We start from the raw sequence: 21,847 nt of genomic DNA, 5'->3' as shown, positions 1-21,847 counted from the left end.
AAAGTTCCCTGAAAAGAAAGCGGCTACCACAGCGTCTGCGATAGCCGCAAAATGAATTGCGATTTACTCAGCCGGCAGCGCAGGCACGTTTTCGTCAAACCAGGTTTTATAGATTTTTGCGTAAGTGCCGTCGGCCACGATTTTCTTCAGCCCGTCGTTGATTTTGGCCTGCAGTTCACTGTTGCCTTTTGCCACGGCGATACCGAAGTACTGGCGTTCAAACTTAGCATCCGGAACCAGTTTGAAGGATTTCTCCGGGTGCTGTTTGATGTAGTACTTCACTACACCAACATCGCCCACGGCAGCGCTGACGCCATCTTCAAACAGCTCCTGCAGCATCAATGGCGTGTTGTCGAAGCGTTTGATAGCGGTGCTGTTTTTACCCAGTTCCTGAGAAACCACGATGTCGCCGGTGCTGGAGTTAACCACCCCGACCTTCTCATTTTTCAGCGAAGCCAGAGAGGTAACGCCAGAGCCCTGTGGCACCACAATGGATTGTTCAGCCGGGAAGTATGGTGCCGAGAAATCGACCATCTGCTTACGCTTGTCGGTGATGGTGATGCCGGAGATGAGGATGTCGCGGTCACCCGAACCGAGGGTGGCGAAAATCCCCTCCCACGGCGTGTTGACCAGCTTGATATTGAAGTTTTCCGCTTTGGCGATGGCTTTGATGATGTCGATATCAAAGCCTTCCAGCTGCTTCTGGCTGTTTTCGTATTCAAACGGGCGGTAGGTACCGCCGGCACCCACCACATAAGTCTCTTGTGCCGCGTATGCGCTACCGGCCAGGGCCACCGTGAGGCAGCATGCTTTCATCCATAGCTTAATCATGATAATCACCTTTTTATGCATATTGTTTGCATAAAAATACATAGACAATCATGACGATGCAATCGTTATTTACCCGCTGCGTTTACTTCCCGATTTTCCAATAGCCCGGTGGAACTCATTTATACGCTTCAGGGACTTCACCGTTTTTTGTGGCGCCGCGGTTGCTACCGATAAAACCAGCATCTCAAGGCATACCAGCACGGTACCATGCAGCGGTACACGTCCATTCTCACCGCCGCGCGGGACTTCAATCACCACCTGCGCCTCCTGGCTGAAGCGTGAATCCGTGGACTGAGTCAGCAGCACCGTGGGGATCCCGAGCCTTTTCGCTTCCCGTAGCGTGGTCATCCCCTCGCGATGCGGTGATTTTTGCCCCATCATCACCAGCACATCTCCCCGCTGCAGGTTGATAAGCTGCTCGGCAAGGCTAAAACCCGTGCGGTTAAGCACGCAGGAAGGCAACCCAATACGGCTGAAAAGACGGGCAGTATATTCTGCGAGGATCCCCGATGCCCCGATGCCGAAAATCGCTACCTGCCGCGCCCCGGAAAGCAGCGCCACCGCCTGCGCTACCGCCGCACGGTTGTGAGGCCTGCCCAGGACCTCGCAGGCACGCAGATGCCCTTCCAGCACAAAGTCGATACCCGCGTGAACATCCGTCGAGAGCGTGCTGACCGTGGAGCGCATTTTCTCCGACGAGGTGATGGTCGGCCCGAACCAGCGCTCCATGGTTTGCTTGAGGTCACGCAGCCCGGCAAACCCCAGCGCCTGAATAGCGCGTACGACCGTGGCATCGGAGGTTTGCGTTTCTCGCGCGATTTCCAGCGCCGTCAGCTCCAGCACGGCTTCACGGTTGTCGTTGATCCACCCCGCGACCACCTGCAGGCGCGGCGAAAGCTGATACGCCCGGGCCCGGTAACGATCGCCATACAGATCCGGACGGTGGCGCGGTTTTTTGCTTACTACGGTCATTTTTTCTCCTGCCCGGGTATCGGTCGCCCGGCAATATGCGATTCCACTTCGGCCACCATCAGGCTCAGCGCCGCATAGGAGTTGGAAATAACCGTTTCACGCGGCAGCAGGACGTAATGACCGCTGCGGCAGGCTTGCATGAAATCGCACCAGCCCGGCATCACCGTTTCCATGGCTTGTAGCTCATCCTGCGGTTTGCCACCGGTATCCGAGCGCCAGGTAGCGAATACCACATCAGCGTCCAGCTCCGGCAGACGTTCGGCGCTAACGTCAATGCGCTGACCGTCGGGAATGCTGTCTACCAGCGGCGGAAAGCGGAACCCGGCATCGCGCAGCACCCGCCCGAGGGCATGGTAGGAGTGATGTACCGTTACCTTGCCGTTATTGGCCTGAATCACTGACACCGTGACCGTTGAGGGATCGACGGTTTGCCTGAGCGCGGCTATTTGCGCGGCATAGCGATGCTGAAGAATAGCCAGCCGCGGCTGGCTGCCGGTGAGCTGCGCCAGCTTTTCGTAGATTCGCGGCGCGCTGCCCAGCAGATGATCGATGCTCACCGTCGGGGCGATTTTTGCCAGCTGTTCAACGGAGACGTTGCGATTTGGCTCAGTGATGATGAGATCAGGCTTCGCCGCCGCTACCGCTTCAAGATCGATATCTGCCGTGCCAATAAACTTGATATCACTGTTATCAAAATCAACGCCGGTCAGCAGTGCGCTCGAACGCAGATAATGGCTGCCGTCCGGACGCGTGCGTCCGTGGCTGGCAACGGGCGGCACACCAAGCTCGATAAGCGGAATAGTGATATCCAGGTCGTGCATCGAAACGATGCGTTTTGGATGTAACGGTACCGTCACCTGGCGACCTAAATCGTCGGTAAAAACCTGGGTGGTTGCCGGGGCGGCAAACGCGGCGCTACTTGCCAGCAGCAATAATGAGATCAACCCTCGCATAACGTCCTTCTTTTAAAGCGCGTCGCGACGACGCCAGAGCAACAGAATAAAAAACGGCGTGCCGACCAGCGCCACCACGATCCCGGCCGGGATCTGCAAAGGCGCAAACGCCAGCCGACCAATGGTGTCTGTCGCCAGCACCAGTAATGCACCGGTTAACGCACTGCCGCACAACAGTGAAACCTGGCCCCCGCGCAGCACAAAACGCGCCATGTGTGGGGCCATCAGGCCAACAAAACCAAGGCTTCCCACGCAAGAGACGCTGGCGGAAGTCAGCAGTACCGGCGCGAGAAAACGCAGCAGCATCAGCCGGGGAAGCTGAACGCCAAGCCCGGTAGCCGTATGGTCGCCAAGCAGCGCCACGTCAGCCGCCCGGGCGGTATAAAAGAGCAGCAGGACACCGGGCAATCCCCAGACCATCGCCACCATCAGCAGCGGCCAGGTGGAGGACTGTAAGCTGCCAGAGAGCCAGACCATCGCGGTTTGCACATCGCGCACATCGGCGGTGGTCATAAACATACCAACGCCTGCCGCCAGCAGCCAGGAGACGCCGATACCGATCAGAATGAAACGAGGACGAGAGAGATCGCGGGCAAGCACCACCACCAGCAGCGCCACGGACAGGCCGCCGAGCAATCCGACCAACGGCCGCCACAGCAGCCCAACCGTCGGGAAGAACAGCACTAACGACAGCACCATGATGCTGGTGCCCTCTTTCACTCCGATAAGTCCAGGATCGGCCAGACCGTTACGGGTGATCGACTGCATCGCTGCTCCGGCCATACCGAGCATAGCGCCGCACACCACCGCCATCAGAAGGCGCGGCAGGCGAATATCCCAGACGATAAACTGCTGCTGTTCGTTGAGCGCCTGCGGCATCAGCAGCGCCCGGGCAATGTCACTGCTGGGAACGGGCATCGAGCCACGGGTTAAGCTGTACATCAGCAACAACAGCGCCACCAGCAGCACTGCGCTACCCACCAGCAGCGGACGCGGGCGCAGCAGCAGGCTACGGTCTGCCCATTTTGCGCGGCGAAAACCGGCGCGGTGCAGTGCCCGGCTCATTTAAAACACCTCACCGCAATCGCAATAAAGACCGGAGCCCCTACCAGCGCGGTCATCACACCGGTGGAAAGCTCCTGCGGTGCCAGCAGCGTGCGGGCGGCAATATCTGCCAGCAACAGCAACAAGGCCCCGGTGGGTGCGGCAAGCAGAATCGCGATGCGCAAATCCTCCGTCACCAGGCGACGGATCAGGTGCGGCACTACCAGACCGATAAAACCCACCGGCCCGACGAGAGATACCGCAGCGCCGCACAGCAGCGCGGTCGCCAGCAATCCCCAGACGCGGGTGCCGAGTAAATTGACGCCCAGCCCGCGCGCAATGTTATCGCCAAGAGCCAGAATATTGAGCCGCGGCGCAATCGTGCAGGCAAGCAGCGCGCCAGCTCCTGCCGGGATCATTGCCGTTTGCAGCATGTCCCAGCGCAACCCGGCAAGATCGCCCACCAGCCAGGTGCGCATCGCCAGCAGGGTTTGTTCGTCAAGGATCAGGATTGCCGCTGTTATCGACGAGGCAAACGCCGAGAGCGCAACCCCGCAGAGCGTCACCTTCAGCGGCGTCACGCCTCCACGGCCTGATGAAGCCAGCAGCATCACCACGGTGAACAGGGCTCCGGCACCGCCGATGGCAAGCCAGGGTTGCGCCAGTTCGCGCAGCCCCAGGGCAGAGCCCGCCACCACCGCCAGCGCCGCCCCGGCGTTCAACCCGAGGATGTGCGGTTCTCCCAGCGGATTGCGGATCAGCGTTTGCAGCAGGAGCCCTGCAACGCCCAGTGCCGCACCGGTAAGCAAGGCTGCCAGCAGGCGCATCAGACGCAGAGTCACCACAATTCGGTGATCGAAGTTATGCGGATCATAATGGGTCAGCGCCTGAACCACGGTTTGCGGCGCAATGTAGCGTGCGCCGAGGCCCAGGTGGATAACGCTTGCCGCAACCAATAGCCCCGTCAGCAGCGCGATAGCGACACCCGAACGGCGACGGCTCTGCGGGCGAGCGATCGAAATAGCCGCCATCATGCGGACTCCGCCGGGGCGCCGAAAGGAATAAAGAACGGTTTACCGTTACGCGGATTTACCGACATCTGCACATCGACGTCGAAGACGGTTTTAATCATTTCCGGGGTACAAGGCTCCCCTTCGTTCACTACGCCGCATAATTTTCCCTGACGCAGAAACACCAGCATATCGGCATAGTTGACGGCGAAATTAAGATCGTGAAGGACAACCACCACCGTGCGTCCGTGCTGGCGGGTCAGCGTTTGCAGTAGCTCGAGGATCTCCACCTGGTAGCGCAGATCCAGCCACGCCGTCGGCTCATCAAGCAAAATGGTGCTGGTTTGCTGTGCCAGCGCCATCGCAATCCAGCAGCGCTGCCGCTGGCCACCGGACAGGCTGTCGACGGGAAGATGAGCAAAGGCCGCCGTTCCGGTCAACCGCAGGGCGTCTTCCACGGCACGTTCATCGGCGTCGGACCACTGACGTAAAAAGCCCTGCCACGGGTAGCGTCCGCGTGAAACCAGTTCAAAAACGGTGAGTCCTTCGGGGATGAGCGGAGCCTGGGGCAGAATACCCAAACGCCGTGAGACTTCACGGGTTGGCAGATGGTGAATGCTCTCGCCCTCGAGCAGCACGCTGCCGCCCTGCGGCTTGAGCATGCGGGCGATGGTCGCCAGCAGGGTTGATTTCCCGGAACCGTTCGCGCCGACCAGGACGGTCATTTTCCCCGGTGGAATTTCCAGAGAAACGTTGTCGACCACTACGCGATTACCGTACCCGGCGCTGAGCGACTCCAGCACTAGTCCCTGCCCGTTATGGCTCACTTGTGATTCCACCCGCTGTGGCATGTTCTCTCCTGCGCCGCAACGGCATGGCGTTGTGCACTAAATATAAATAAATCTCATTCTCTTTTGATCATGATAGCTATCGCTGTAGTAGTCAATACCTCTCAAACCCTGGAAAAACTCAGGTTATTTCAGACCACCTCTGGCAAGGCTCCAGCCAGCAACAACAAAATAATTCCTTATATAACAAAATATTAATTATTTAACGGCATTACAGAAACAACTCCAAAAGGCAATTTTTCAGCGGCAGATTTTTTTCCACGCTTTTGCATTTACTACTACATTCTCACGTGATTGAATGATTCTCAATTACACATCCGGACGGCCATCGTAGCCTGACCGGTGAGATAAAAATGTAATGAGCAATGATTTTATTGGCTTTTTCTGCCGCAACAGCGCAGGCAGGATTTTTGGGAAACAGATAATGACAGTATTCACCCCAACCATGACGGGGAAAAAAGGGCGTGCACTTTTCTCACTCCTTTTTATTGGAACCTTCGCCTCACCAGGGCTGATGGCCGCCGAAAAGCACGGCGCAACTAACGACAAAAAAAACGAAGACACCATGACGGTGGTCGGCGGGGTCGCCCAGGCGGACCGTCCGACCACCAGTGGTTATCAACCGGTCAGTAGTGCTACCGCGACGCTCACCAACATGCCATTGCTGGATATCCCGCAGGTGGTGAACACCGTGAGCGATCAGGTACTGGAAGATCAGCACGTCACCTCGCTCGACGAAGCGATGTATAACGTCGCCAACGTCGTGCAGACCAACACTCTTGGCGGTACACAGGATGCTTTTGTACGCCGTGGTTTTGGTGCCAACCGTGACGGTTCAATCATGACCAACGGTCTGCGCACCGTGCTACCGCGCAGCTTTAACGCGGCGACCTCTCGCGTTGAGGTGTTGAAAGGCCCGGCGTCGACCCTGTACGGGATCCTCGACCCTGGCGGTCTGATTAACGTGGTGACCAAACGCCCGGAACGCACCTTCGGTGGTTCCATCTCCGCCACCTCCAGCAGTTTTGGCGGCGGCACCAGCCAGTTTGACGTTACCGGCCCGATTGAAGGGACTCGTCTGGCTTACCGCTTGATCGGTGAATACCAGAACGAGGATTACTGGCGCAACTTCGGCAAAGAGAAGAGCACGTTTATTGCCCCTTCCCTGACGTGGTTTGGCGATGACGCGACGATTAACGTGGCTTACACCCACCGCGACTATAGCGTGCCGTTCGATCGCGGTACGATCTACGATATGCAAAAAGGCCGGATGGTTGATGTCGACCCACGCACCCGCTTCGACGAACCTTTTAACATTACCGACGGTTTCTCGGACCTTGCTCAGCTGAATGCGGAATATCGCCTCAACAGCCAGTGGACCGCTCGTTTCGACTATAGCTACAGCCAGGATAAATACAGCGACAACCAGGCGCGAGTGATGGCCTATGACTCCACCACCGGCAACCTCACCCGCCGCGTGGATGCCACCCAGGGCTCGACCCAGCGGATGCACGCCACGCGCGCCGATTTACAGGGCAATGTGCTGATTGGTGGCTTTTATAACGAGATCCTGACCGGCGTGGCGTATGAGAATTACGATCTGCTGCGTACCGATATGATCCGCTGTAAGAACGTGAAAAACAGCCTCAACATCTACAACCCGGTGTACGGTACGCTCGATAAGTGCACTACCGTATCGGCCGCCGACAGCGACCAGCGTATTCAGCAGGAAAGCTACGCCGCCTACGTGCAGGACGCGCTGTACCTCACCGATAAGTGGATTGCGGTGACCGGGGTACGTTATCAGTACTACACCCAGTTTGCCGGTAAAGGGCGTCCGTTCCGTGAAAACACTGACAGTCGCGATGAAAAATGGACGCCAAAATTTGGCCTGGTCTACAAGCTGTCGCCTGCCGTATCACTGTTCGGTAACGTCTCGCAGGCGTTTATGCCGCAGTCGTCTATTGCCAGCTACATTGGCGAACTGCCGCCGGAAGAGTCTACCGCATACGAATTAGGTGCGAAATTCGATCTCTTTACCGGTATTACCGCCAACCTTGCGTTCTTCGACATCCATAAACGCAACGTGCTGTATAACGAGCAGGTCGGCAGCGAAATCGTGGCGAAAACGGCGGGCAAAGTTCGTTCACAGGGCGTGGAGTTCGACGTGGCCGGAGCGCTAACGGATAACCTCAACGTGATCGCAAGCTACGGCTATACCGACGCCACGGTACTCGACGATCCGCAGTACGCCGGTAAACCGCTGCCTAATGTGCCGAAGCATACCGGTTCCCTGTATTTGTCTTACGATATTCACAACGTCTGGAACAGCAATACGCTGACGCTTGGGGCCGGTGGTCACGCCGTCAGCAAACGCTCCGGCACCAATGGCGCAGACTACTATCTGCCGGGCTACGCCGTTGCCGATGTATTTGCCGCTTATCAGTTGAAGCTGCAGTACCCGGTTACGCTACAGATGAACATCAAAAACCTGTTCGACAAGACCTACTACACCTCGTCTATCGCCACCAATAATCTGGGTAACCAGGTTGGCGAGCCACGTGAAGTACAGTTGACGGTAAAAATGGCGTTCTGATCCTCCACCAGCCCTCTCCTGTGAGGGGGCTGCATTTCATTGCTCCTCAAAAAATATCGCGTTTCTCAGTAAAAGGTTTGCCCCTCACATCGTTATATAATTTAATACACACCGAATTTCCCCCTTCTTACTGAGTCCACGTTATGACCAAACCACACCATTTATTGCTGAGCCTGTGGCTCGCAGGTGCAGCGCTGTTTGCCGCGACAAGCGCACACGCTGACCGCACCGTCACCGACCAGCTTGGCCGCCAGGTCACTATCCCTGACCATGTTAATCGGGTAGTGGTACTTCAACATCAAACCCTCAACCTGCTGGTGCAGCTGGATGCTGGCCAGGATGTCGTCGGTGTACTGAGCAGCTGGAAAAAGCAGCTCGGCCCGGCATTCGCCCGCTTTTTGCCTGGAATAGAGAAGCTGCCGACGCCTGGCGATCTCAACCAGGTCAATATTGAAAGCCTGCTGACGCTGCACCCGCAGGTGGTATTCGTGGCCAACTACGCCCCTGAGGCAATGATCCAGCAGATCCAGAACGCCGGGATCCCGGTGGTGGCCATTTCCCTGCGCCAGGACAGCGCGGGCGAAAAGAATAAAATGAACCCGACAATGGGCAACGAAGAGCAGACCTACAACGACGGGCTTAAGCAAGGAATTCGTCTGATTGCCGACGTGGTGGGCCGCCAGCCGCAGGGCGAGACGCTTATCGAAGAGACCTTCCGTTTGCGGGCAAAATTCAACGCCCCGGTTGCGGATATTCCGGCGGAAAAACGGGTCCGCGTGTATATGGCTAACCCGGATCTCAACACCTATGGCTCCGGCAAATACACCGGGCTGATGATGAACCACGCGGGCGCGCTTAACGTAGCGGCGGCGAGCATCAAAGGCGCACGCCAGGTGTCCCTTGAGCAGGTGTTGCAATGGAACCCGGAAGTTATTTTTGTTCAGGACCGCTATCCGGAAGTGGTGAAACAGATACAGAACGATCCCAGCTGGCAGCAGATTGATGCGGTAAAAAACCACCGCGTCTGGCTGATGCCGGAATATGCCAAAGCCTGGGGCTACCCAATGCCGGAAGCAATGGCGATTGGCGAGCTGTGGATGGCGAAAAAACTCTACCCGCAGCGCTACCTGAATACGGATGTCGATGCCGTCGCGCAGGACTGGTACCAGCGTTTTTATCGCACCCAATGGCAGCCAGACGGTGACAAATAAGCGCTTTGCCTGCCTGCAGGCTGGGCTCATCCTGCTGACGGTGGTGCTGGCGTTGGCCTCGCTATGCCTTGGACAGTACCGACTCAGCCTGCCTGAGGTTATCAGCCAGATGATAAGAACCGCCGATGCAGGAGGGATTGCCGAACAGGTGGTCTGGTCGGTGCGGTTGCCGCGCGTTATCACCGCGCTGCTGGCGGGCGGTGCGCTGGGCCTGTGCGGCGCAACGCTTCAGGGTGTGTTCCGCAATCCACTGGTCGATCCGCACATCATCGGCGTGACCTCCGGCGCGGCCTTCGGCGGGACGCTGGCTATTTTGCTGGGTTTAAGCCCCATGCTGATGATGAGCTCAACCTTCACCTTTGGTCTCGCCGCTCTGGGGCTGGTGTACGCCGTTGCAGCGCTGCAAAATCGGGAAAGTACGCTGGTGCTTATCCTCTCTGGGATCATCCTCAGTGGTTTTTTTGCCGCGCTGGTGAGCCTGATGCAGTACCTCGCCGACACCGAAGAAACGTTGCCGAACATCGTCTTCTGGCTGCTCGGCAGTTTCGCCACGGCCAACTGGCATAAAGTGCAGATCCTTGCGGTGCCGGTGCTGATGGCTGGTTGCGTGCTGTGGATGCTTCGTTGGCGTATCAATCTGCTGTCGCTCGATGAAAAAGATGCCCGGGCGCTGGGGGTTGATATCAAGCCCCTGCGTCGTGGCGTGCTGGTATGCTGCGCGTTGCTGGTCGCCGCCCAGGTGGCCGTCAGCGGCAGCATCGCCTGGGTTGGGCTGGTTATCCCCCATCTGGCGCGGCTGCTGGTGGGGGCCGACCACCGCCGCCTGCTGCCGGTTTCCTTCTGGATTGGCGGCAGCTTTATGATTGTGGTCGACGACGTGGCGCGAACCTTAACCCAGGCGGAAATTCCCATCGGGATCCTCACCGCCCTGCTGGGTGCCCCGGTGTTCGCCTTTTTACTGATTCGCAGCAACCGGCGGAGGCTCAGATGAATACCCTGTCGTTACAGGTCTCGCAGCTGCTCTTTGGTCACCGTCAACCGCTGTTTGCCCCGCTGAGCTTCGCCTGCCGGGCGGGCGACGTGTGGGCGGTGCTCGGCGCTAACGGGCGCGGAAAAAGCACCCTACTGGATACCCTGACCGGGGTACTGCCGGCGCTTGCCGGCAATGTAGAGATAGTGGGCGGCGTCAGTATCGTGCCGCAGTCTTTTCGCCCGGCGTTTGCCTGGCGCGTGCAGGATGTCGTGCTAATGGGACGCGCTCGCCATGTGCCGCTGTTTTCCCAGCCAGCCCAGGAAGATGAAAATCAGGTGGCAGCCGTGCTGTCACAGCTGAACATTGCCCCGCTGGCGCAGAGCACGTTCAGTGAGCTCTCCGGCGGGCAGCAGCAGTTAGTCATGATAGCCCGGGCGCTGGTCAACGGCAGCCAGACCATCTTATTAGATGAGCCCTGCTCGGCGCTGGATCTGGCTAATCAGCAGGTGGTGCTGCAGTTGCTGAGCGACCTTTCGCACCGCCAGGGACGTAGCGTGGTGTTCACCACCCACGATCCTACCCATGCCTTACAGGTTGCCAGCCACACGCTGTTATTGCTGCCAGACGGGCAATGGCTGGCGGGGGAAAGCGAGAGCGTATTGAGCGAGGAAAATCTGCAGCGAGCCTACGGATTACCGGTTCGCCGCCTGGCGCTGGCGCACGGTGCGGTACTGGCGCCGTTATTCGCCATTGAGCGGTAGAAAACCCACCTCCCGCAGCCGGGCTTGCCCCTCAGGCCCGGTAATAAACGCGACAAGCTGACGCACCTCAGGCGCATCATCCAGCACTGCCAGTTGGTATTCACAACGCGGATTGTAAGCCGGAGGAATAGCCACTACGCGCACCTCTTTTTGCCCGGCAAGCGCCTGCGCGTAATGCGCATAACCGATAAACAGATCCACAAGGTTCTGGCGAATCAACCACGCGCTGGCGATTTCGCCTTCCGGAACTGTGACACTGTCACGCCCACCCACCACTTTTTGCGCCCTTTTCTTCAACGCGTCGCCAAGCCCAGGCACCAGAGCCTCAATGTTGTCGAACAGTTGCCAGGTGTAATCGCCGGAAGGATCGCAGCCCGGCGTGGAGGTGCCCGCCCGTAACGATGTGTTGCGCAACAGGCTCAGCCAGTCGGCATTTGCCGTGTCGGGCGTGTTTCTGACGGTGAGGGTGAGATGGTTGGCAGCAAACGAGTGCACTGTTGTTGCACTCCCGGCCGCCAGTAGCGCCTGTGGGTGCGCCGTGTTAGCAGAGGCGAACAAACTACAGCGCTCTCCGGCCTCGATACGTTCACGCAGAAGACCGGCCGGGCCAAAGTGGGCCTCCACGCGTATTCCGGTTTGTTGTTGAAAGGTCTCCAGCAGCGGCACCAGCGCACGTCGCAGGCTGCCTGCAGCGAAAAGGGTCAACGAGGCGGTCATTTATTCCCCCGCCAGCGCCTTAACCACTTCGACCATCGCCTGCTCGGTAAGCGCACTGCGTTTGATTTTGCGGTTGGCGAGCGAGGTTCTGAGCACCCCGGCTATCACGATATGCTTGGGTTCCTGTCCCAAATCGCGCATCTCCAGCACCACTTTTCCCACGACCCGACACATTTCCTGGTAAAGGGCGTCTTCTTTTGCCTGATTCCCCATCACTCACGCTCCGCTGCGACGTTATTCATAGGATTATTATTGATAAAAAATTTATATATATCAAATAACAACCGAGTCATTGGGCGGAATGACGCGTTAATTTCAGTTTAAAAGCGGCAAACGGTTATCGGGCAGCAGGCAAATGGTTTTTAATTTGTTATTAAACCTATTGACGTTTTGAAACAGCGTTTTCATTTTCTTTTTTACTCGTAACATCGTATAATGCGCTTCGTTTATTTATTGAATGGTTTCAGCGCATTGGATTGCACACTTCAACGCTTAAAAAATCGCCTCCTTTGCTGGGCTGAACCACCAGCACACTTTCCTCTGCACGCTTTTTTGATGTCACCTATCCTTAGGTCGTGGCATCTGAACTTTCGCACTACAGGTTTAACTCCATGGCAGCACGCCCATGGACCGAGATTTCCATATCCTTCCCAACTTAAAGACTAAGACTGTCATGAAAAAGACCAAAATTGTTTGCACCATCGGACCGAAAACCGAATCCGAAGAGATGTTGACCAAAATGCTGGACGCAGGGATGAACGTCATGCGTCTGAACTTCTCTCACGGCGACTATGCTGAACACGGTCAGCGCATCAAAAACCTGCGCAACGTGATGAGCAAAACCGGTAAAAAAGCGGCGATTCTGCTGGACACTAAAGGTCCGGAAATCCGTACCATCAAGCTGGAAGGCGGTAATGACGTCTCCCTGAAAGCAGGCCAGACCTTCACCTTCACTACCGACAAATCCGTTGTTGGTAACAGCGAAATCGTTGCCGTTACCTACGAAGGCTTCCCTTCTGACCTGAAAGTGGGCAACACCGTTCTGGTTGATGATGGCCTGATCGGTATGGAAGTCACCGCGATTGAAGGTAACAAAGTTATCTGTAAAGTCCTGAACAACGGCGACCTCGGCGAAAACAAAGGCGTTAACCTGCCGGGCGTTTCTATTGCCCTGCCGGCGCTGGCTGAGAAAGACAAACAGGACCTGATCTTCGGCTGTGAGCAAGGCGTTGACTTCGTTGCGGCGTCCTTCATCCGTAAGCGCTCTGACGTGCTGGAAATCCGTGAGCACCTGAAAGCTCACGGCGGCGAGAACATCCAGATCATCTCCAAAATCGAAAACCAGGAAGGCCTGAACAACTTCGACGAAATCCTCGAAGCCTCTGACGGCATCATGGTTGCTCGTGGCGACATGGGCGTTGAGATCCCGGTTGAAGAAGTTATCTTCGCCCAGAAAATGATCATCGAAAAATGCGTCCGCGCGCGCAAAGTCGTTATCACCGCGACCCAGATGCTGGATTCCATGATCAAGAACCCGCGTCCGACCCGCGCTGAAGCCGGCGACGTTGCAAACGCCATCCTCGACGGTACCGATGCTGTTATGCTGTCTGGTGAATCTGCTAAGGGTAAATACCCGCTGGAAGCGGTCACCATCATGGCGACCATCTGTGAGCGTACTGACCGCGTGATGACCAGCCGTCTGGACTACAACAACGACAGCCGTAAACTGCGTATCACTGAAGCCGTATGCCGTGGTGCCGTTGAAACCGCTGAGAAACTGGAAGCACCGCTGATCGTGGTTGCCACCCAGGGCGGTAAATCTGCACGCGCTATCCGTAAATACTTCCCGGATGCAACCATCCTCGCGCTGACCACCAACGAAGTAACTGCCCGTCAGCTGGTGCTGAGCAAAGGCGTTATTCCTCACCTGGTGAAAGAAATCGCTTCTACCGACGATTTCTACCGCCTGGGTAAAGAAGTGGCACTGCAGCTGGTTGAGCGTGGTCTGGCACAAAAAGGCGACGTTGTCGTGATGGTTTCTGGTGCGCTGGTACCGAGCGGAACCACCAATACCGCCTCTGTTCACGTCCTGTAATAATACACAAACTAATTGGTTTGTTTAAAAGGCGCTCTCCGGAGCGCCTTTTTTATTCCCACTGATAGTCACTATCAATAAAAAATCAAATCGGATTTTACTATTTAAGCGCGGATTATCTAAGATGAATCCGATGGAAGCGTCCTGTTTTAACACAGTTTTTTGCACGTTTTTCTCAGAGTCGGTGTTTCTTTGAGCGAACGATCAAAAATAAGTGCATTCGCATTAAAAAAATATTCTCATCCTAAAAAAGTTTGTGTAATACTTGTAACGCTACATGGAGATTAACTCAATCTAGAGGGTATTAATAATGAATCGTACTAAACTGGTACTGGGCGCGGTAATCCTGGGTTCTACTCTGCTGGCAGGTTGCTCCAGCAATGCTAAAATCGATCAGCTGTCTTCTGACGTTCAGACTCTGAACGCTAAAGTTGACCAGCTGAGCAACGACGTGAACGCAATGCGTTCTGACGTTCAGGCTGCTAAAGACGACGCAGCACGCGCTAACCAGCGTCTGGACAACCAGGCTACTAAATACCGTAAGTAATAGTACCTGTGTAATAGAATGGCGCACATTGTGCGCCATTTTTTTTGCCCCGAATCTCGCTCCCCTCACTCCTGCATTGCGCGTCCTTCAGCACTATTCACCGGCGAGACATTCTGCGCCGACTCAACTGAGCCGTTACTGGCTACCGGCGACTGCCCTGTGGAGACCACCACCGGATACCCGGCACGACGGTACAGCGCTTTTTCTACCAGCGCATGATCTACCGCTTTACTCTCTTTAAACGCGGTAAACCCGGCAGGAAGGACATACGGCATTGTCTGCACGTTCTGTTCCTCTTCCGGCGACAACGGACGGTGCACTTCGACATAGCGTTTACCGTCAGGCTCAACCGAGTATTTCACCGGTTCATTAATCACCCTCACCGGCGTTCCGGTGCGCACCTGTGAAAACAATGCCTGGATATCCGGGGCATTCATGCGGATGCAGCCCGAACTAACGCGCAGACCGACGCTGTCCGGCGCGCTGGTGCCATGGATGAGGTATTCGCCATTGCCGTGCGCCAGACGCAGTGCAAAGCGTCCCAGGGGGTTATTTGGCCCTGCTGGCACCACAGGGGGCAGGTTTATCCCTTTCTCCAGCGAGCGTTTGCGGATCCCCGGCGTCGGCGTCCAGGTTGGATTCGGGATTTTTTGCCCGACCCGCGTCTCCATCACCGGCGTTTCCAGCCCCTGCAGGCCGATACCGATCGGGAACACCTGAACGATGTTTTCACCCGGCGGGAAGTAATAGAGCCGCAGTTCAGCAAGGTTCACGATAATCCCCTCGCGTGGAGCATCCGGTAACAGTAACTGGGTGGGAATGGTGACGGTAGTGCCCGCCTTAGGCACGGGCGCAATCGTGTTGTTGGCTTCGAGGATCAGCATCGCCCCGGTATCAAAGCGTCGGGCAATAGCCTGCAGGTTTTTATCCCCCTCCTGTACGGTGTAGGTTTGATTGTGTCCAATGAGACGGCTGCCCGCAGGCGGCAAGGGGTAATCCAGCGCCCAGGCGGAGGAGAAGGCGCTCAGGGCGCCTATAAGTGTTAGTGTACTGAAAGACGCTCTTATCATCGTTTTGATTCCTGTATTCACTGGCAAGCGGCCAGAAAGCTGAAAGACCCGCGGGGCGAAAAACCACCCCGCAAAACAGGAGCATAGCGATATAAGTTTAGCTGTAAAAATCCGCTTTAGTACGAATTGCGCGGATCATTGCTTCAAGCCCCTGCGAACGCGAGGGCGTGAGATGCTGCGTCAGGGACATTTTTTCAAACCACGGGCGCACGTCAAAGGCGACAATGTCTTTTGCAGTCATCTGATGATAGAGAATGAACACGATAGCGATAAGCCCTTTAACTATCGCGGCATCGCTGTCGCCGCGCAGGGTCATGATGCCATCTTCTCCCTGCTCCATCACAATCCACACCTGGCTCTGGCAGCCCTGAATAATATTCTCTGCGCTATGTTCAGCCGGGCTCAGCGGCTCAAGGCGCTGCCCCAGTTCAATCATATAGAGATACTTTTCTTCCCAGTTGGTGCAGCGCAAAAAATTACGCAGAAGCTTATCTCTGTCGGGTAAAACAGCCATTTTGTCTCCCTGCTAGCCCAGTAAACGGTGGATACGCTTGAGCCCTGCGACCAGCCTGTCCACCTCTTCGTAGGTGTTATACATCGCAAGCGACGCCCGGCACATCGCCGGTACGCCATAGAATGCCATCAGCGGCATGGCGCAGTGGTGTCCGGTGCGGATCGCAATCCCGTAGTTATCGAGGAAGCTCCCGACATCAAAGGCATGATGTTTGCCGAGATTAAAGGCAATCACTCCCAGCCTGTCGTCCGGGCCGTACAACGTCAGATCGGGAACGCTGGTCAGCTCACCGAGCGCATAGTGCATCAGGGTTTGTTCATATTCAGCAATTGTCTCCAGCCCCAGCGCGCTTACGTAGGTCAGCGCGGCGCCAAGCCCGATAATCCCGCCCGTGTTCGGCGTACCAGCCTCAAAGCGCCACGGCGCTTTCGCCCAGGTGGTACCTTCGGTGAGGCTGACCGTGGCAATCATCGAACCACCACCTTCCCACGGCGGCATCTCCTGCAGAATAGCCTCTTTGGCATACAGCACACCTATCCCGGTCGGGCCATACAGCTTGTGGCCGGAGAAGACGTAAAAATCGCAATCCAGCTGCTGCACGTCTACCGGGTGGTGCATCACCGCCTGTGCGCCATCCACCAGCACTTTAGCCCCATGCTGGTGAGCAAGAGCAATCATTTCCAGCAGCGGGTTCTGGGTGCCCAGCACGTTGGATACCTGGGTTATTGCCACCAGCTTCGTGCGTTCATCCAGAAGCCCCTGTAACGCATCAGGCTGTAGCGTGCCGTCCGGCGTAAGCGGGATGACCCGCAGCTCGGCCCCGATGCGCGCACAGAGCATTTGCCACGGCACGATATTGGCGTGATGCTCCATCTGGCTGATGATGATGTTGTCACCCGCACCTACATTGCTGGCCCCCCAGCTGTTCGCCACCAGGTTTATCCCTTCGGTGGTCCCCCGGACAAAGACAATTTCTTCCGCCGAACCGGCGTGCAGGAACGTGGCCGCCTGCTGGCGGACTTCTTCCATGCGCGTCGTGGCTTCGGCACTAAGGGTGTGGATCCCCCGGTGCACGGCTGCATATCCGTGGCGGTAAAACTCGGCCTCTGCGCTAATCACCTGCTCGGGTTTCTGCGCGCTGGCGGCACTATCGAGATAGGCCAGCGGCTGGCCGTTGACTTCCCGGGCAAGTACCGGAAAATCTGCCCGCACCTTATCCACCGAGAATGTCATTATTTTCCTCCTGGCAGGCGTTCGCCAATCCTGCCCAACACTTGCTGTTTCAGGGCTTCATCGTCAATCACTTCGGTCAGCTCAGCCGCAAAGGCGTAGATAATCATCTGCTGCGCCGCCTGCTGGCCTATCCCACGCGAGCGCAGGTAGAACAGTTGCTCGTCGTCGATACGCCCAACCGTCGCCCCATGGCTGCATTTGACGTCGTCGGCATAGATTTCCAGCTGCGGCTTGCTGTCAGCTTCCGCCAGCCTGCCGAGCAGCAAATTGTTGTTGGTCATCTGTCCGTCGGTTTTAATCGCGTGCGGCGCGACGTTAATAATGCCGTTAAACACCGCCCGCCCTTTATCACTGACGATGGTTTTATGCAGCTGGCGGCTGTTGCAGTAGCCTTTACCGTGTTCAAGCCAGGTGCGTGTATCGCACACTTCACTCTTCACCGGCATTGCCAGGCTATTCACCCTCAGGGTGCTGTTCTCACCGCTCAGACGGGTGCTGGTATTGTGGCGCAGTACGCCGCTACCGAGCAGGAAACTGCTGCTGAAGGCGGCGGCATCCTGCCCCAACAGAATATCGTTATGGGCAAAGTGGTAACTTTGCGGATTTTCAAACGCGAGCTTGAGGTGGTGCAGCTGCGCGTTATCCGCCACCTGCATTGTCAGTCGTGAACCGGTGAAGTGGCGGCTGGTGTTCAGGCTGACATAATGCTCCAGCACCGTTGCCTCTGCGCCCTGCGCCAGTTCAAGGTGGTGACGATAGTGCACCGTCGGCATGTCGTCGCCTTCCAGCCCCTGGGTGATGTGCATCAGCAGCAGCGGTTTTACCGGCCGCTGGTTGCGCGCTACGCGAATATGCGTGACCGTCGTCGCCAGGCTTTCCGTCAGGTGTAAAAACACTTCCGGCTGTACCGCATCCGGCAGAGACTGTCGCTCATCGTTTACCGTGACCGCAAAACCACTGTCGGCCAGGTCATCACTCAACGCCGGTATAAATTCGCCGTCGACGAACACGAGCCGCGTGGCAACAATCGGCAACGCCAGCGCATCGCGAAGCGCTGCATCAACAACCGCAGGCGTCAGCGTCACGAAGTTGCCGCTGTGCAGCCCATCGAGCGGCGTGTATTTCCAGTCTTCATGTTTACGCCCAGGCAGCCCGAGGTGCAGCAACTGTTGCAAATGCTGCTGCGCCTGTTCAGAGCGCGGGATACCTGCAGCTTCAAACAGGTGATGCCATTGTTGCAGCACGTTATTGCTGTTCGGTAAGCCAGCCATAGCCCTGCTCCTCCAGCTGTTTAACCAGAGTAAAGTCACCGCTTTTCACGATGCGCCCCTGATACAGAACGTGGACCACGTCGGGTTTGATGTAGTCGAGAATACGCTGGTAGTGGGTCACAATAATAAATGACCGCTTGCCGTCACGCAGAGAGTTTACGCCGTCGGCGACAATCTTCAGCGCGTCGATATCCAGCCCGGAATCGGATTCATCAAGAATGCACAATTCAGGCTCCAGGACCGCCATCTGCAGGATATCATTACGCTTTTTCTCCCCGCCCGAGAAGCCCACGTTCACCGAACGGGTCAGCAGATCTTCCGGCATTTTCAGCAGTTTGATTTTATCTTCCATCAGATCCTGAAAATCGAAGCGATCGAGCGCCTCCAGGCCCCGATACTGACGCACCGCGTTAAGCGCCGTTTGCAGGAAGAACTGGTTGCTGACGCCTGGGATCTCCACTGGATACTGAAAAGCCATGAAGATCCCTTCACCGGCCCGGTCTTCCGGTGACAATTCAAGTAAATCTTTACCGTGAAACTCTACCGTTCCACCGGTCACTTCATAATCTTCGCGCCCGGCAAGCGTTGCTGAAAGCGTACTCTTCCCGGAGCCGTTCGGCCCCATGATGGCGTGCACTTCACCCGGGCGGACCTCAAGGCTCAGCCCGCGCAGGATCTCTTTATCTTCAACGGCAACCTGCAAATTTTTAATACTTAACATAGTGTTCCCTTAATCCTTAACCGACGCTGTGTTCAAGGCTTATCGCCAGCAATTTCTGCGCTTCCACGGCAAATTCCAGCGGCAGCTCTGAGAAGACATCCTTACAGAAGCCGTTGACGATCATCGAGATGGCATCATCTTCTGAGATCCCACGCTGCAGGCAGTAAAACAGCTGATCTTCACCGATCCGCGACGTGGTGGCTTCGTGTTCAAGCTGCGCGCTGTTGTTGCGACACTCGACGTAGGGGAAAGTATGCGCCCCGCAGTCTGGGCCAATCAGCATGGAGTCGCACTGGGTAAAGTTGCGCGCGTTGGTCGCGGTCGGCATGATTTTCACTAAGCCGCGATAGCTGTTCTGGCTGTGCCCGGCGGAGATCCCTTTCGAGATAATGGTCGATCGGGTGTTCTTGCCGATGTGGATCATTTTGGTACCGGTATCAGCCTGCTGATGCCCGCTGGTCAGCGCCACCGAGAAAAACTCACCAATCGAGTTATCCCCGCGCAGGATGCAGCTCGGGTATTTCCAGGTAATGGCAGAGCCGGTCTCCGACTGGGTCCACGACATTTTGCTGTTCTCGCCTTCGCACAGCGCACGCTTGGTGACGAAGTTGAGGATCCCGCCGGTATTGTTGTCGCCCGGGAACCAGTTCTGCACCGTGGAGTATTTCACCTCCGCATCGCGATGGATGATGACTTCCACCACCGCCGCGTGCAGCTGGTAGCTGTCGCGCACCGGGGCGGAGCAGCCTTCGATATAGCTCACATAGCTGCCTTCGTCCGCCACCAGAATCGTGCGTTCGAACTGGCCGGTTTTCTCAGCGTTGATGCGAAAATAGGTTGAGAGCTCCATCGGGCAGCGCACGCCCTTCGGCACATAAATAAAGGTGCCGTCTGAAGCAACCGCCGCGTTGAGTGCGGCAAAGAAGTTGTCGTTCCCCGGCACCACGGTGCCAAGATATTTTTTCACAAGCTCAGGGTGATCGTGGATCGCTTCGCCGAAGGAACAGAAGATGATCCCCTGCTCCGCCAGTTTCTCGCGGTAGGTGGTCGCGACGGACACCGAGTCAAAAATGGCATCGACTGCCACTTCTCGCCCTTCACGGACCGGAACCCCCAGCTGATTGAATGCGTCCTCGACCTCACTGGTCAGAAAGGTATTTGCTCCGGTCTGCTGTACCGCGCCCGGCTCAGAGGCACAGGTTTCATCGCAGTTACCGCACGATGGCGCCGAGTAATAGCTGTAATCCTGATAGTTCAGTTTGTCATAATGCGCCTTCAGCCAGTGCGGCTCCTCCATCTCCTGCCATGCACGAAACGCATTCAGGCGAAATTCGAGCATCCACTCCGGCTCATTACGTTTTGCAGAGATAGCACGCACCACTTCTTCGTTAATGCCTTTGGCCAGCTCGTCGGTTTTAAGCTGGGTAAAGAACCCTTCTTTATAATTCAGTGGACCGCCGGTCCAGCTTTTGACATCGTCAGTTGCTTCAGTATTACGAGACATAATTACTCCGCCTGCACCCCAAAACTTTCGCCACAGCCACATTCGTGCTGTGCTTTCGGGTTATGGAACTTAAACAACTGGTTTAACCCCTCGCGGACATAATCCACGACGGTACCATCAATGAACGGCATCGCTTTCAGCGATACGTACAGCTTCGCGCCGTCGGTTTCGAACAGCAGATCGTCGTCATTCGGTTGACTGACCGTATCCAGCACGTAGCCAAAACCGGCGCACCCGGTCTGCTTCACGCCGAGCCGCATGCCCAGCATGCCGGGATTTTTTTGCACCAGCTCGCGGACGTGGGCCGCGGCCTCAGGCGTCAGGCTGAGTCCTTGCCAGGCAAAGTCATTGGGATCGAAGGTTCCTGAATGTACATCCATAGTCCACCTCATGTGTTGAAGCCACCAGGGCCATGACTCTATGGTAGTGATAATGATTATCACTTCAACCCCTTGCCAGCAGGGGCTTTCCGGCAAATGGGCTGTTTCAGTGGCTTTTATTAAGCATAGACCCTGTTACAGGGCTTAACAGGACAGGAGAATTTTGTTCAATAGATTGATAAATAATGACTTTAGCGGAGGTTATCGGCGTAAAACCAGGATGTGATAAAAATGCATTGAAAATACCTATTTGTCTGATAGATCCCTCAAAATGCCAAAACCGGTGAGTGGTAGAGAGATCAAGGGGTTAGCGAGAGCATGGTTACAAGCGTCGTTTGAGGAGAGAACCTTCTGTTTATATTAGTACTCGAAAAACATTTAGCTAATAAATAATAGATCGAATTTGGTTAATAGTTTTTTAAATTTATAAAAACAATAATATATATGAATCCAATTCACTATATCAATATATAATAATATAAGTTTGTTTTCGGACTAATAATACAATATAAAGTTAACACCACAAAAAATGTGGTATTTATTGAGAGGTATTATATGGCACTGAAACCAGGCGACAACTCCGGGAAAGATGGCGG

22 protein-coding genes are annotated in these 21,847 nt (G+C 56.0%); 7 read left to right on the top strand and 15 right to left on the bottom strand.

Annotated elements, in window-relative coordinates; all coding sequences use genetic code 11:
• Positions 1-63: 63 nt before the first annotated feature.
• The 6 genes from GYRE_RS18145 to GYRE_RS18120 all read right to left on the bottom strand — a co-directional run bounded on the left by GYRE_RS18145 (position 64) and on the right by GYRE_RS18120 (position 5,661).
• Entirely contained in the window at positions 64-831 is a 768-nt protein-coding gene (locus GYRE_RS18145; RefSeq protein WP_038257365.1) for a basic amino acid ABC transporter substrate-binding protein, read from the bottom strand.
• A 69-nt stretch (positions 832-900) separates the two neighbouring features.
• Positions 901-1,803 carry a MurR/RpiR family transcriptional regulator gene (locus GYRE_RS18140; protein WP_038257259.1) on the bottom strand — a complete coding sequence of 301 codons (903 nt, stop codon included), beginning with the start codon at positions 1,801-1,803 and terminating at the stop codon, positions 901-903.
• The gene (locus GYRE_RS18135) at positions 1,800-2,756 is read right to left on the bottom strand and encodes an ABC transporter substrate-binding protein (protein ID WP_038257256.1); all 957 of its coding nucleotides are present in this window, start codon (positions 2,754-2,756) and stop codon (positions 1,800-1,802) included. Before GYRE_RS18135 ends, GYRE_RS18140 begins: the two co-directional genes overlap by 4 nt.
• A gap of 12 nt (positions 2,757-2,768) precedes the next feature.
• Positions 2,769-3,821, bottom strand: coding sequence for a FecCD family ABC transporter permease (locus tag GYRE_RS18130; protein ID WP_038257253.1), 1,053 nt, complete (start codon positions 3,819-3,821; stop codon positions 2,769-2,771).
• Complete coding sequence (locus GYRE_RS18125) at positions 3,818-4,834, bottom strand: FecCD family ABC transporter permease (protein ID WP_038257250.1); 1,017 nt, start codon at positions 4,832-4,834, stop codon at positions 3,818-3,820. The genes GYRE_RS18130 and GYRE_RS18125 overlap by 4 nt, the downstream gene beginning before the upstream one ends.
• A complete protein-coding gene (locus GYRE_RS18120; protein WP_038257246.1) occupies positions 4,831-5,661 on the bottom strand; it encodes an ABC transporter ATP-binding protein in 831 nt (276 codons plus the stop codon). Before GYRE_RS18120 ends, GYRE_RS18125 begins: the two co-directional genes overlap by 4 nt.
• A gap of 421 nt (positions 5,662-6,082) precedes the next feature.
• On the opposite strand from GYRE_RS18120, the gene GYRE_RS18115 reads away from it, so the two are divergent.
• From GYRE_RS18115 to GYRE_RS18100, 4 genes are all read left to right on the top strand, one after another.
• Entirely contained in the window at positions 6,083-8,254 is a 2,172-nt protein-coding gene (locus GYRE_RS18115) for a TonB-dependent siderophore receptor (RefSeq protein WP_038257363.1), read from the top strand.
• A gap of 143 nt (positions 8,255-8,397) precedes the next feature.
• Positions 8,398-9,465, top strand: a complete 1,068-nt coding sequence (locus GYRE_RS18110; RefSeq protein ID WP_038257244.1) for an ABC transporter substrate-binding protein — start codon at positions 8,398-8,400, stop codon at positions 9,463-9,465.
• Positions 9,398-10,456: a FecCD family ABC transporter permease gene (locus tag GYRE_RS18105; RefSeq protein ID WP_258522026.1), complete on the top strand. Its 1,059-nt coding sequence runs from the start codon at positions 9,398-9,400 to the stop codon at positions 10,454-10,456. Before GYRE_RS18110 ends, GYRE_RS18105 begins: the two co-directional genes overlap by 68 nt.
• Entirely contained in the window at positions 10,453-11,199 is a 747-nt protein-coding gene (locus tag GYRE_RS18100; protein ID WP_038257238.1) for an ABC transporter ATP-binding protein, read from the top strand. The genes GYRE_RS18105 and GYRE_RS18100 overlap by 4 nt, the downstream gene beginning before the upstream one ends.
• Here the strand turns inward: GYRE_RS18100 and GYRE_RS18095 are convergent.
• Entirely contained in the window at positions 11,179-11,916 is a 738-nt protein-coding gene (locus GYRE_RS18095) for an extracellular solute-binding protein (protein WP_038257236.1), read from the bottom strand. The genes GYRE_RS18100 and GYRE_RS18095 overlap by 21 nt on opposite strands.
• Positions 11,917-12,129, bottom strand: a complete 213-nt coding sequence (gene fumD / locus GYRE_RS18090; protein ID WP_006820163.1) for a fumarate hydratase FumD — start codon at positions 12,127-12,129, stop codon at positions 11,917-11,919.
• Between the two features lie 222 nt (positions 12,130-12,351).
• Between fumD and ynhH the strand changes: the two genes are divergently transcribed.
• The 3 genes from ynhH to lpp all read left to right on the top strand — a co-directional run bounded on the left by ynhH (position 12,352) and on the right by lpp (position 14,558).
• On the top strand, positions 12,352-12,582 hold the full coding sequence (ynhH, locus tag GYRE_RS25340; RefSeq protein ID WP_420823021.1) for a protein YnhH: 231 nt from the start codon (positions 12,352-12,354) through the stop codon (positions 12,580-12,582).
• Positions 12,583-12,589: 7 nt separating this feature from the next.
• The gene (pykF, locus tag GYRE_RS18085) at positions 12,590-14,011 is read left to right on the top strand and encodes a pyruvate kinase PykF (RefSeq protein ID WP_038257233.1); all 1,422 of its coding nucleotides are present in this window, start codon (positions 12,590-12,592) and stop codon (positions 14,009-14,011) included.
• Between the two features lie 310 nt (positions 14,012-14,321).
• On the top strand, positions 14,322-14,558 hold the full coding sequence (lpp, locus tag GYRE_RS18080) for a murein lipoprotein Lpp (RefSeq protein ID WP_001082307.1): 237 nt from the start codon (positions 14,322-14,324) through the stop codon (positions 14,556-14,558).
• A 65-nt stretch (positions 14,559-14,623) separates the two neighbouring features.
• Here the strand turns inward: lpp and ldtE are convergent, their stop codons facing one another.
• From ldtE to sufA, 7 genes are all read right to left on the bottom strand, one after another.
• Positions 14,624-15,628 carry a L,D-transpeptidase LdtE gene (gene ldtE, locus GYRE_RS18075; protein ID WP_038257228.1) on the bottom strand — a complete coding sequence of 335 codons (1,005 nt, stop codon included), beginning with the start codon at positions 15,626-15,628 and terminating at the stop codon, positions 14,624-14,626.
• A gap of 97 nt (positions 15,629-15,725) precedes the next feature.
• The gene (gene sufE, locus GYRE_RS18070) at positions 15,726-16,142 is read right to left on the bottom strand and encodes a cysteine desulfuration protein SufE (RefSeq protein WP_006820167.1); all 417 of its coding nucleotides are present in this window, start codon (positions 16,140-16,142) and stop codon (positions 15,726-15,728) included.
• 12 nt (positions 16,143-16,154) lie between these two features.
• Positions 16,155-17,375 carry a cysteine desulfurase SufS gene (gene sufS / locus GYRE_RS18065; RefSeq protein WP_038257226.1) on the bottom strand — a complete coding sequence of 407 codons (1,221 nt, stop codon included), beginning with the start codon at positions 17,373-17,375 and terminating at the stop codon, positions 16,155-16,157.
• Complete coding sequence (sufD, locus tag GYRE_RS18060) at positions 17,375-18,646, bottom strand: Fe-S cluster assembly protein SufD (protein WP_038257224.1); 1,272 nt, start codon at positions 18,644-18,646, stop codon at positions 17,375-17,377. Before sufD ends, sufS begins: the two co-directional genes overlap by 1 nt.
• Entirely contained in the window at positions 18,621-19,367 is a 747-nt protein-coding gene (gene sufC / locus GYRE_RS18055) for a Fe-S cluster assembly ATPase SufC (protein WP_038257221.1), read from the bottom strand. Before sufC ends, sufD begins: the two co-directional genes overlap by 26 nt.
• A gap of 16 nt (positions 19,368-19,383) precedes the next feature.
• Positions 19,384-20,871: a Fe-S cluster assembly protein SufB gene (gene sufB / locus GYRE_RS18050; RefSeq protein WP_038257218.1), complete on the bottom strand. Its 1,488-nt coding sequence runs from the start codon at positions 20,869-20,871 to the stop codon at positions 19,384-19,386.
• 2 nt (positions 20,872-20,873) lie between these two features.
• A complete protein-coding gene (sufA, locus tag GYRE_RS18045; RefSeq protein ID WP_038257214.1) occupies positions 20,874-21,251 on the bottom strand; it encodes a Fe-S cluster assembly scaffold SufA in 378 nt (125 codons plus the stop codon).
• Positions 21,252-21,847: the final 596 nt, after the last annotated feature.

The sequence above is a fragment of the Yokenella regensburgei ATCC 49455 genome (assembly GCF_000735455.1).
GTDB lineage: Bacteria > Pseudomonadota > Gammaproteobacteria > Enterobacterales > Enterobacteriaceae > Yokenella > Yokenella regensburgei.
Note: the sequence above shows the minus strand (reverse complement) of the source record. Positions and strands in the feature narration are given on the sequence as shown.

What these genes read in the sequence shown, in the direction of transcription:
- sufA (WP_038257214.1), bottom strand. Translation starts at nt 21,251, where the DNA reads ATGGATGTACATTCAGGAACCTTCGATCCCAATGACTTTGCCTGGCAA.
- fumD (WP_006820163.1), bottom strand. Translation starts at nt 12,129, where the DNA reads ATGGGGAATCAGGCAAAAGAAGACGCCCTTTACCAGGAAATGTGTCGG.
- sufB (WP_038257218.1), bottom strand. Translation starts at nt 20,871, where the DNA reads ATGTCTCGTAATACTGAAGCAACTGACGATGTCAAAAGCTGGACCGGC.
- sufS (WP_038257226.1), bottom strand. Translation starts at nt 17,375, where the DNA reads ATGACATTCTCGGTGGATAAGGTGCGGGCAGATTTTCCGGTACTTGCC.
- GYRE_RS18125 (WP_038257250.1), bottom strand. Translation starts at nt 4,834, where the DNA reads ATGATGGCGGCTATTTCGATCGCTCGCCCGCAGAGCCGTCGCCGTTCG.
- sufD (WP_038257224.1), bottom strand. Translation starts at nt 18,646, where the DNA reads ATGGCTGGCTTACCGAACAGCAATAACGTGCTGCAACAATGGCATCAC.
- GYRE_RS18105 (WP_258522026.1), top strand. Translation starts at nt 9,398, where the DNA reads ATGCCGTCGCGCAGGACTGGTACCAGCGTTTTTATCGCACCCAATGGC.
- sufE (WP_006820167.1), bottom strand. Translation starts at nt 16,142, where the DNA reads ATGGCTGTTTTACCCGACAGAGATAAGCTTCTGCGTAATTTTTTGCGC.
- GYRE_RS18095 (WP_038257236.1), bottom strand. Translation starts at nt 11,916, where the DNA reads ATGACCGCCTCGTTGACCCTTTTCGCTGCAGGCAGCCTGCGACGTGCG.
- sufC (WP_038257221.1), bottom strand. Translation starts at nt 19,367, where the DNA reads ATGTTAAGTATTAAAAATTTGCAGGTTGCCGTTGAAGATAAAGAGATC.
- GYRE_RS18115 (WP_038257363.1), top strand. Translation starts at nt 6,083, where the DNA reads ATGACAGTATTCACCCCAACCATGACGGGGAAAAAAGGGCGTGCACTT.
- GYRE_RS18130 (WP_038257253.1), bottom strand. Translation starts at nt 3,821, where the DNA reads ATGAGCCGGGCACTGCACCGCGCCGGTTTTCGCCGCGCAAAATGGGCA.
- GYRE_RS18120 (WP_038257246.1), bottom strand. Translation starts at nt 5,661, where the DNA reads ATGCCACAGCGGGTGGAATCACAAGTGAGCCATAACGGGCAGGGACTA.
- GYRE_RS18145 (WP_038257365.1), bottom strand. Translation starts at nt 831, where the DNA reads ATGATTAAGCTATGGATGAAAGCATGCTGCCTCACGGTGGCCCTGGCC.
- GYRE_RS18140 (WP_038257259.1), bottom strand. Translation starts at nt 1,803, where the DNA reads ATGACCGTAGTAAGCAAAAAACCGCGCCACCGTCCGGATCTGTATGGC.
- ynhH (WP_420823021.1), top strand. Translation starts at nt 12,352, where the DNA reads ATGCGCTTCGTTTATTTATTGAATGGTTTCAGCGCATTGGATTGCACA.
- GYRE_RS18110 (WP_038257244.1), top strand. Translation starts at nt 8,398, where the DNA reads ATGACCAAACCACACCATTTATTGCTGAGCCTGTGGCTCGCAGGTGCA.
- GYRE_RS18100 (WP_038257238.1), top strand. Translation starts at nt 10,453, where the DNA reads ATGAATACCCTGTCGTTACAGGTCTCGCAGCTGCTCTTTGGTCACCGT.
- lpp (WP_001082307.1), top strand. Translation starts at nt 14,322, where the DNA reads ATGAATCGTACTAAACTGGTACTGGGCGCGGTAATCCTGGGTTCTACT.
- pykF (WP_038257233.1), top strand. Translation starts at nt 12,590, where the DNA reads ATGAAAAAGACCAAAATTGTTTGCACCATCGGACCGAAAACCGAATCC.
- GYRE_RS18135 (WP_038257256.1), bottom strand. Translation starts at nt 2,756, where the DNA reads ATGCGAGGGTTGATCTCATTATTGCTGCTGGCAAGTAGCGCCGCGTTT.
- ldtE (WP_038257228.1), bottom strand. Translation starts at nt 15,628, where the DNA reads ATGATAAGAGCGTCTTTCAGTACACTAACACTTATAGGCGCCCTGAGC.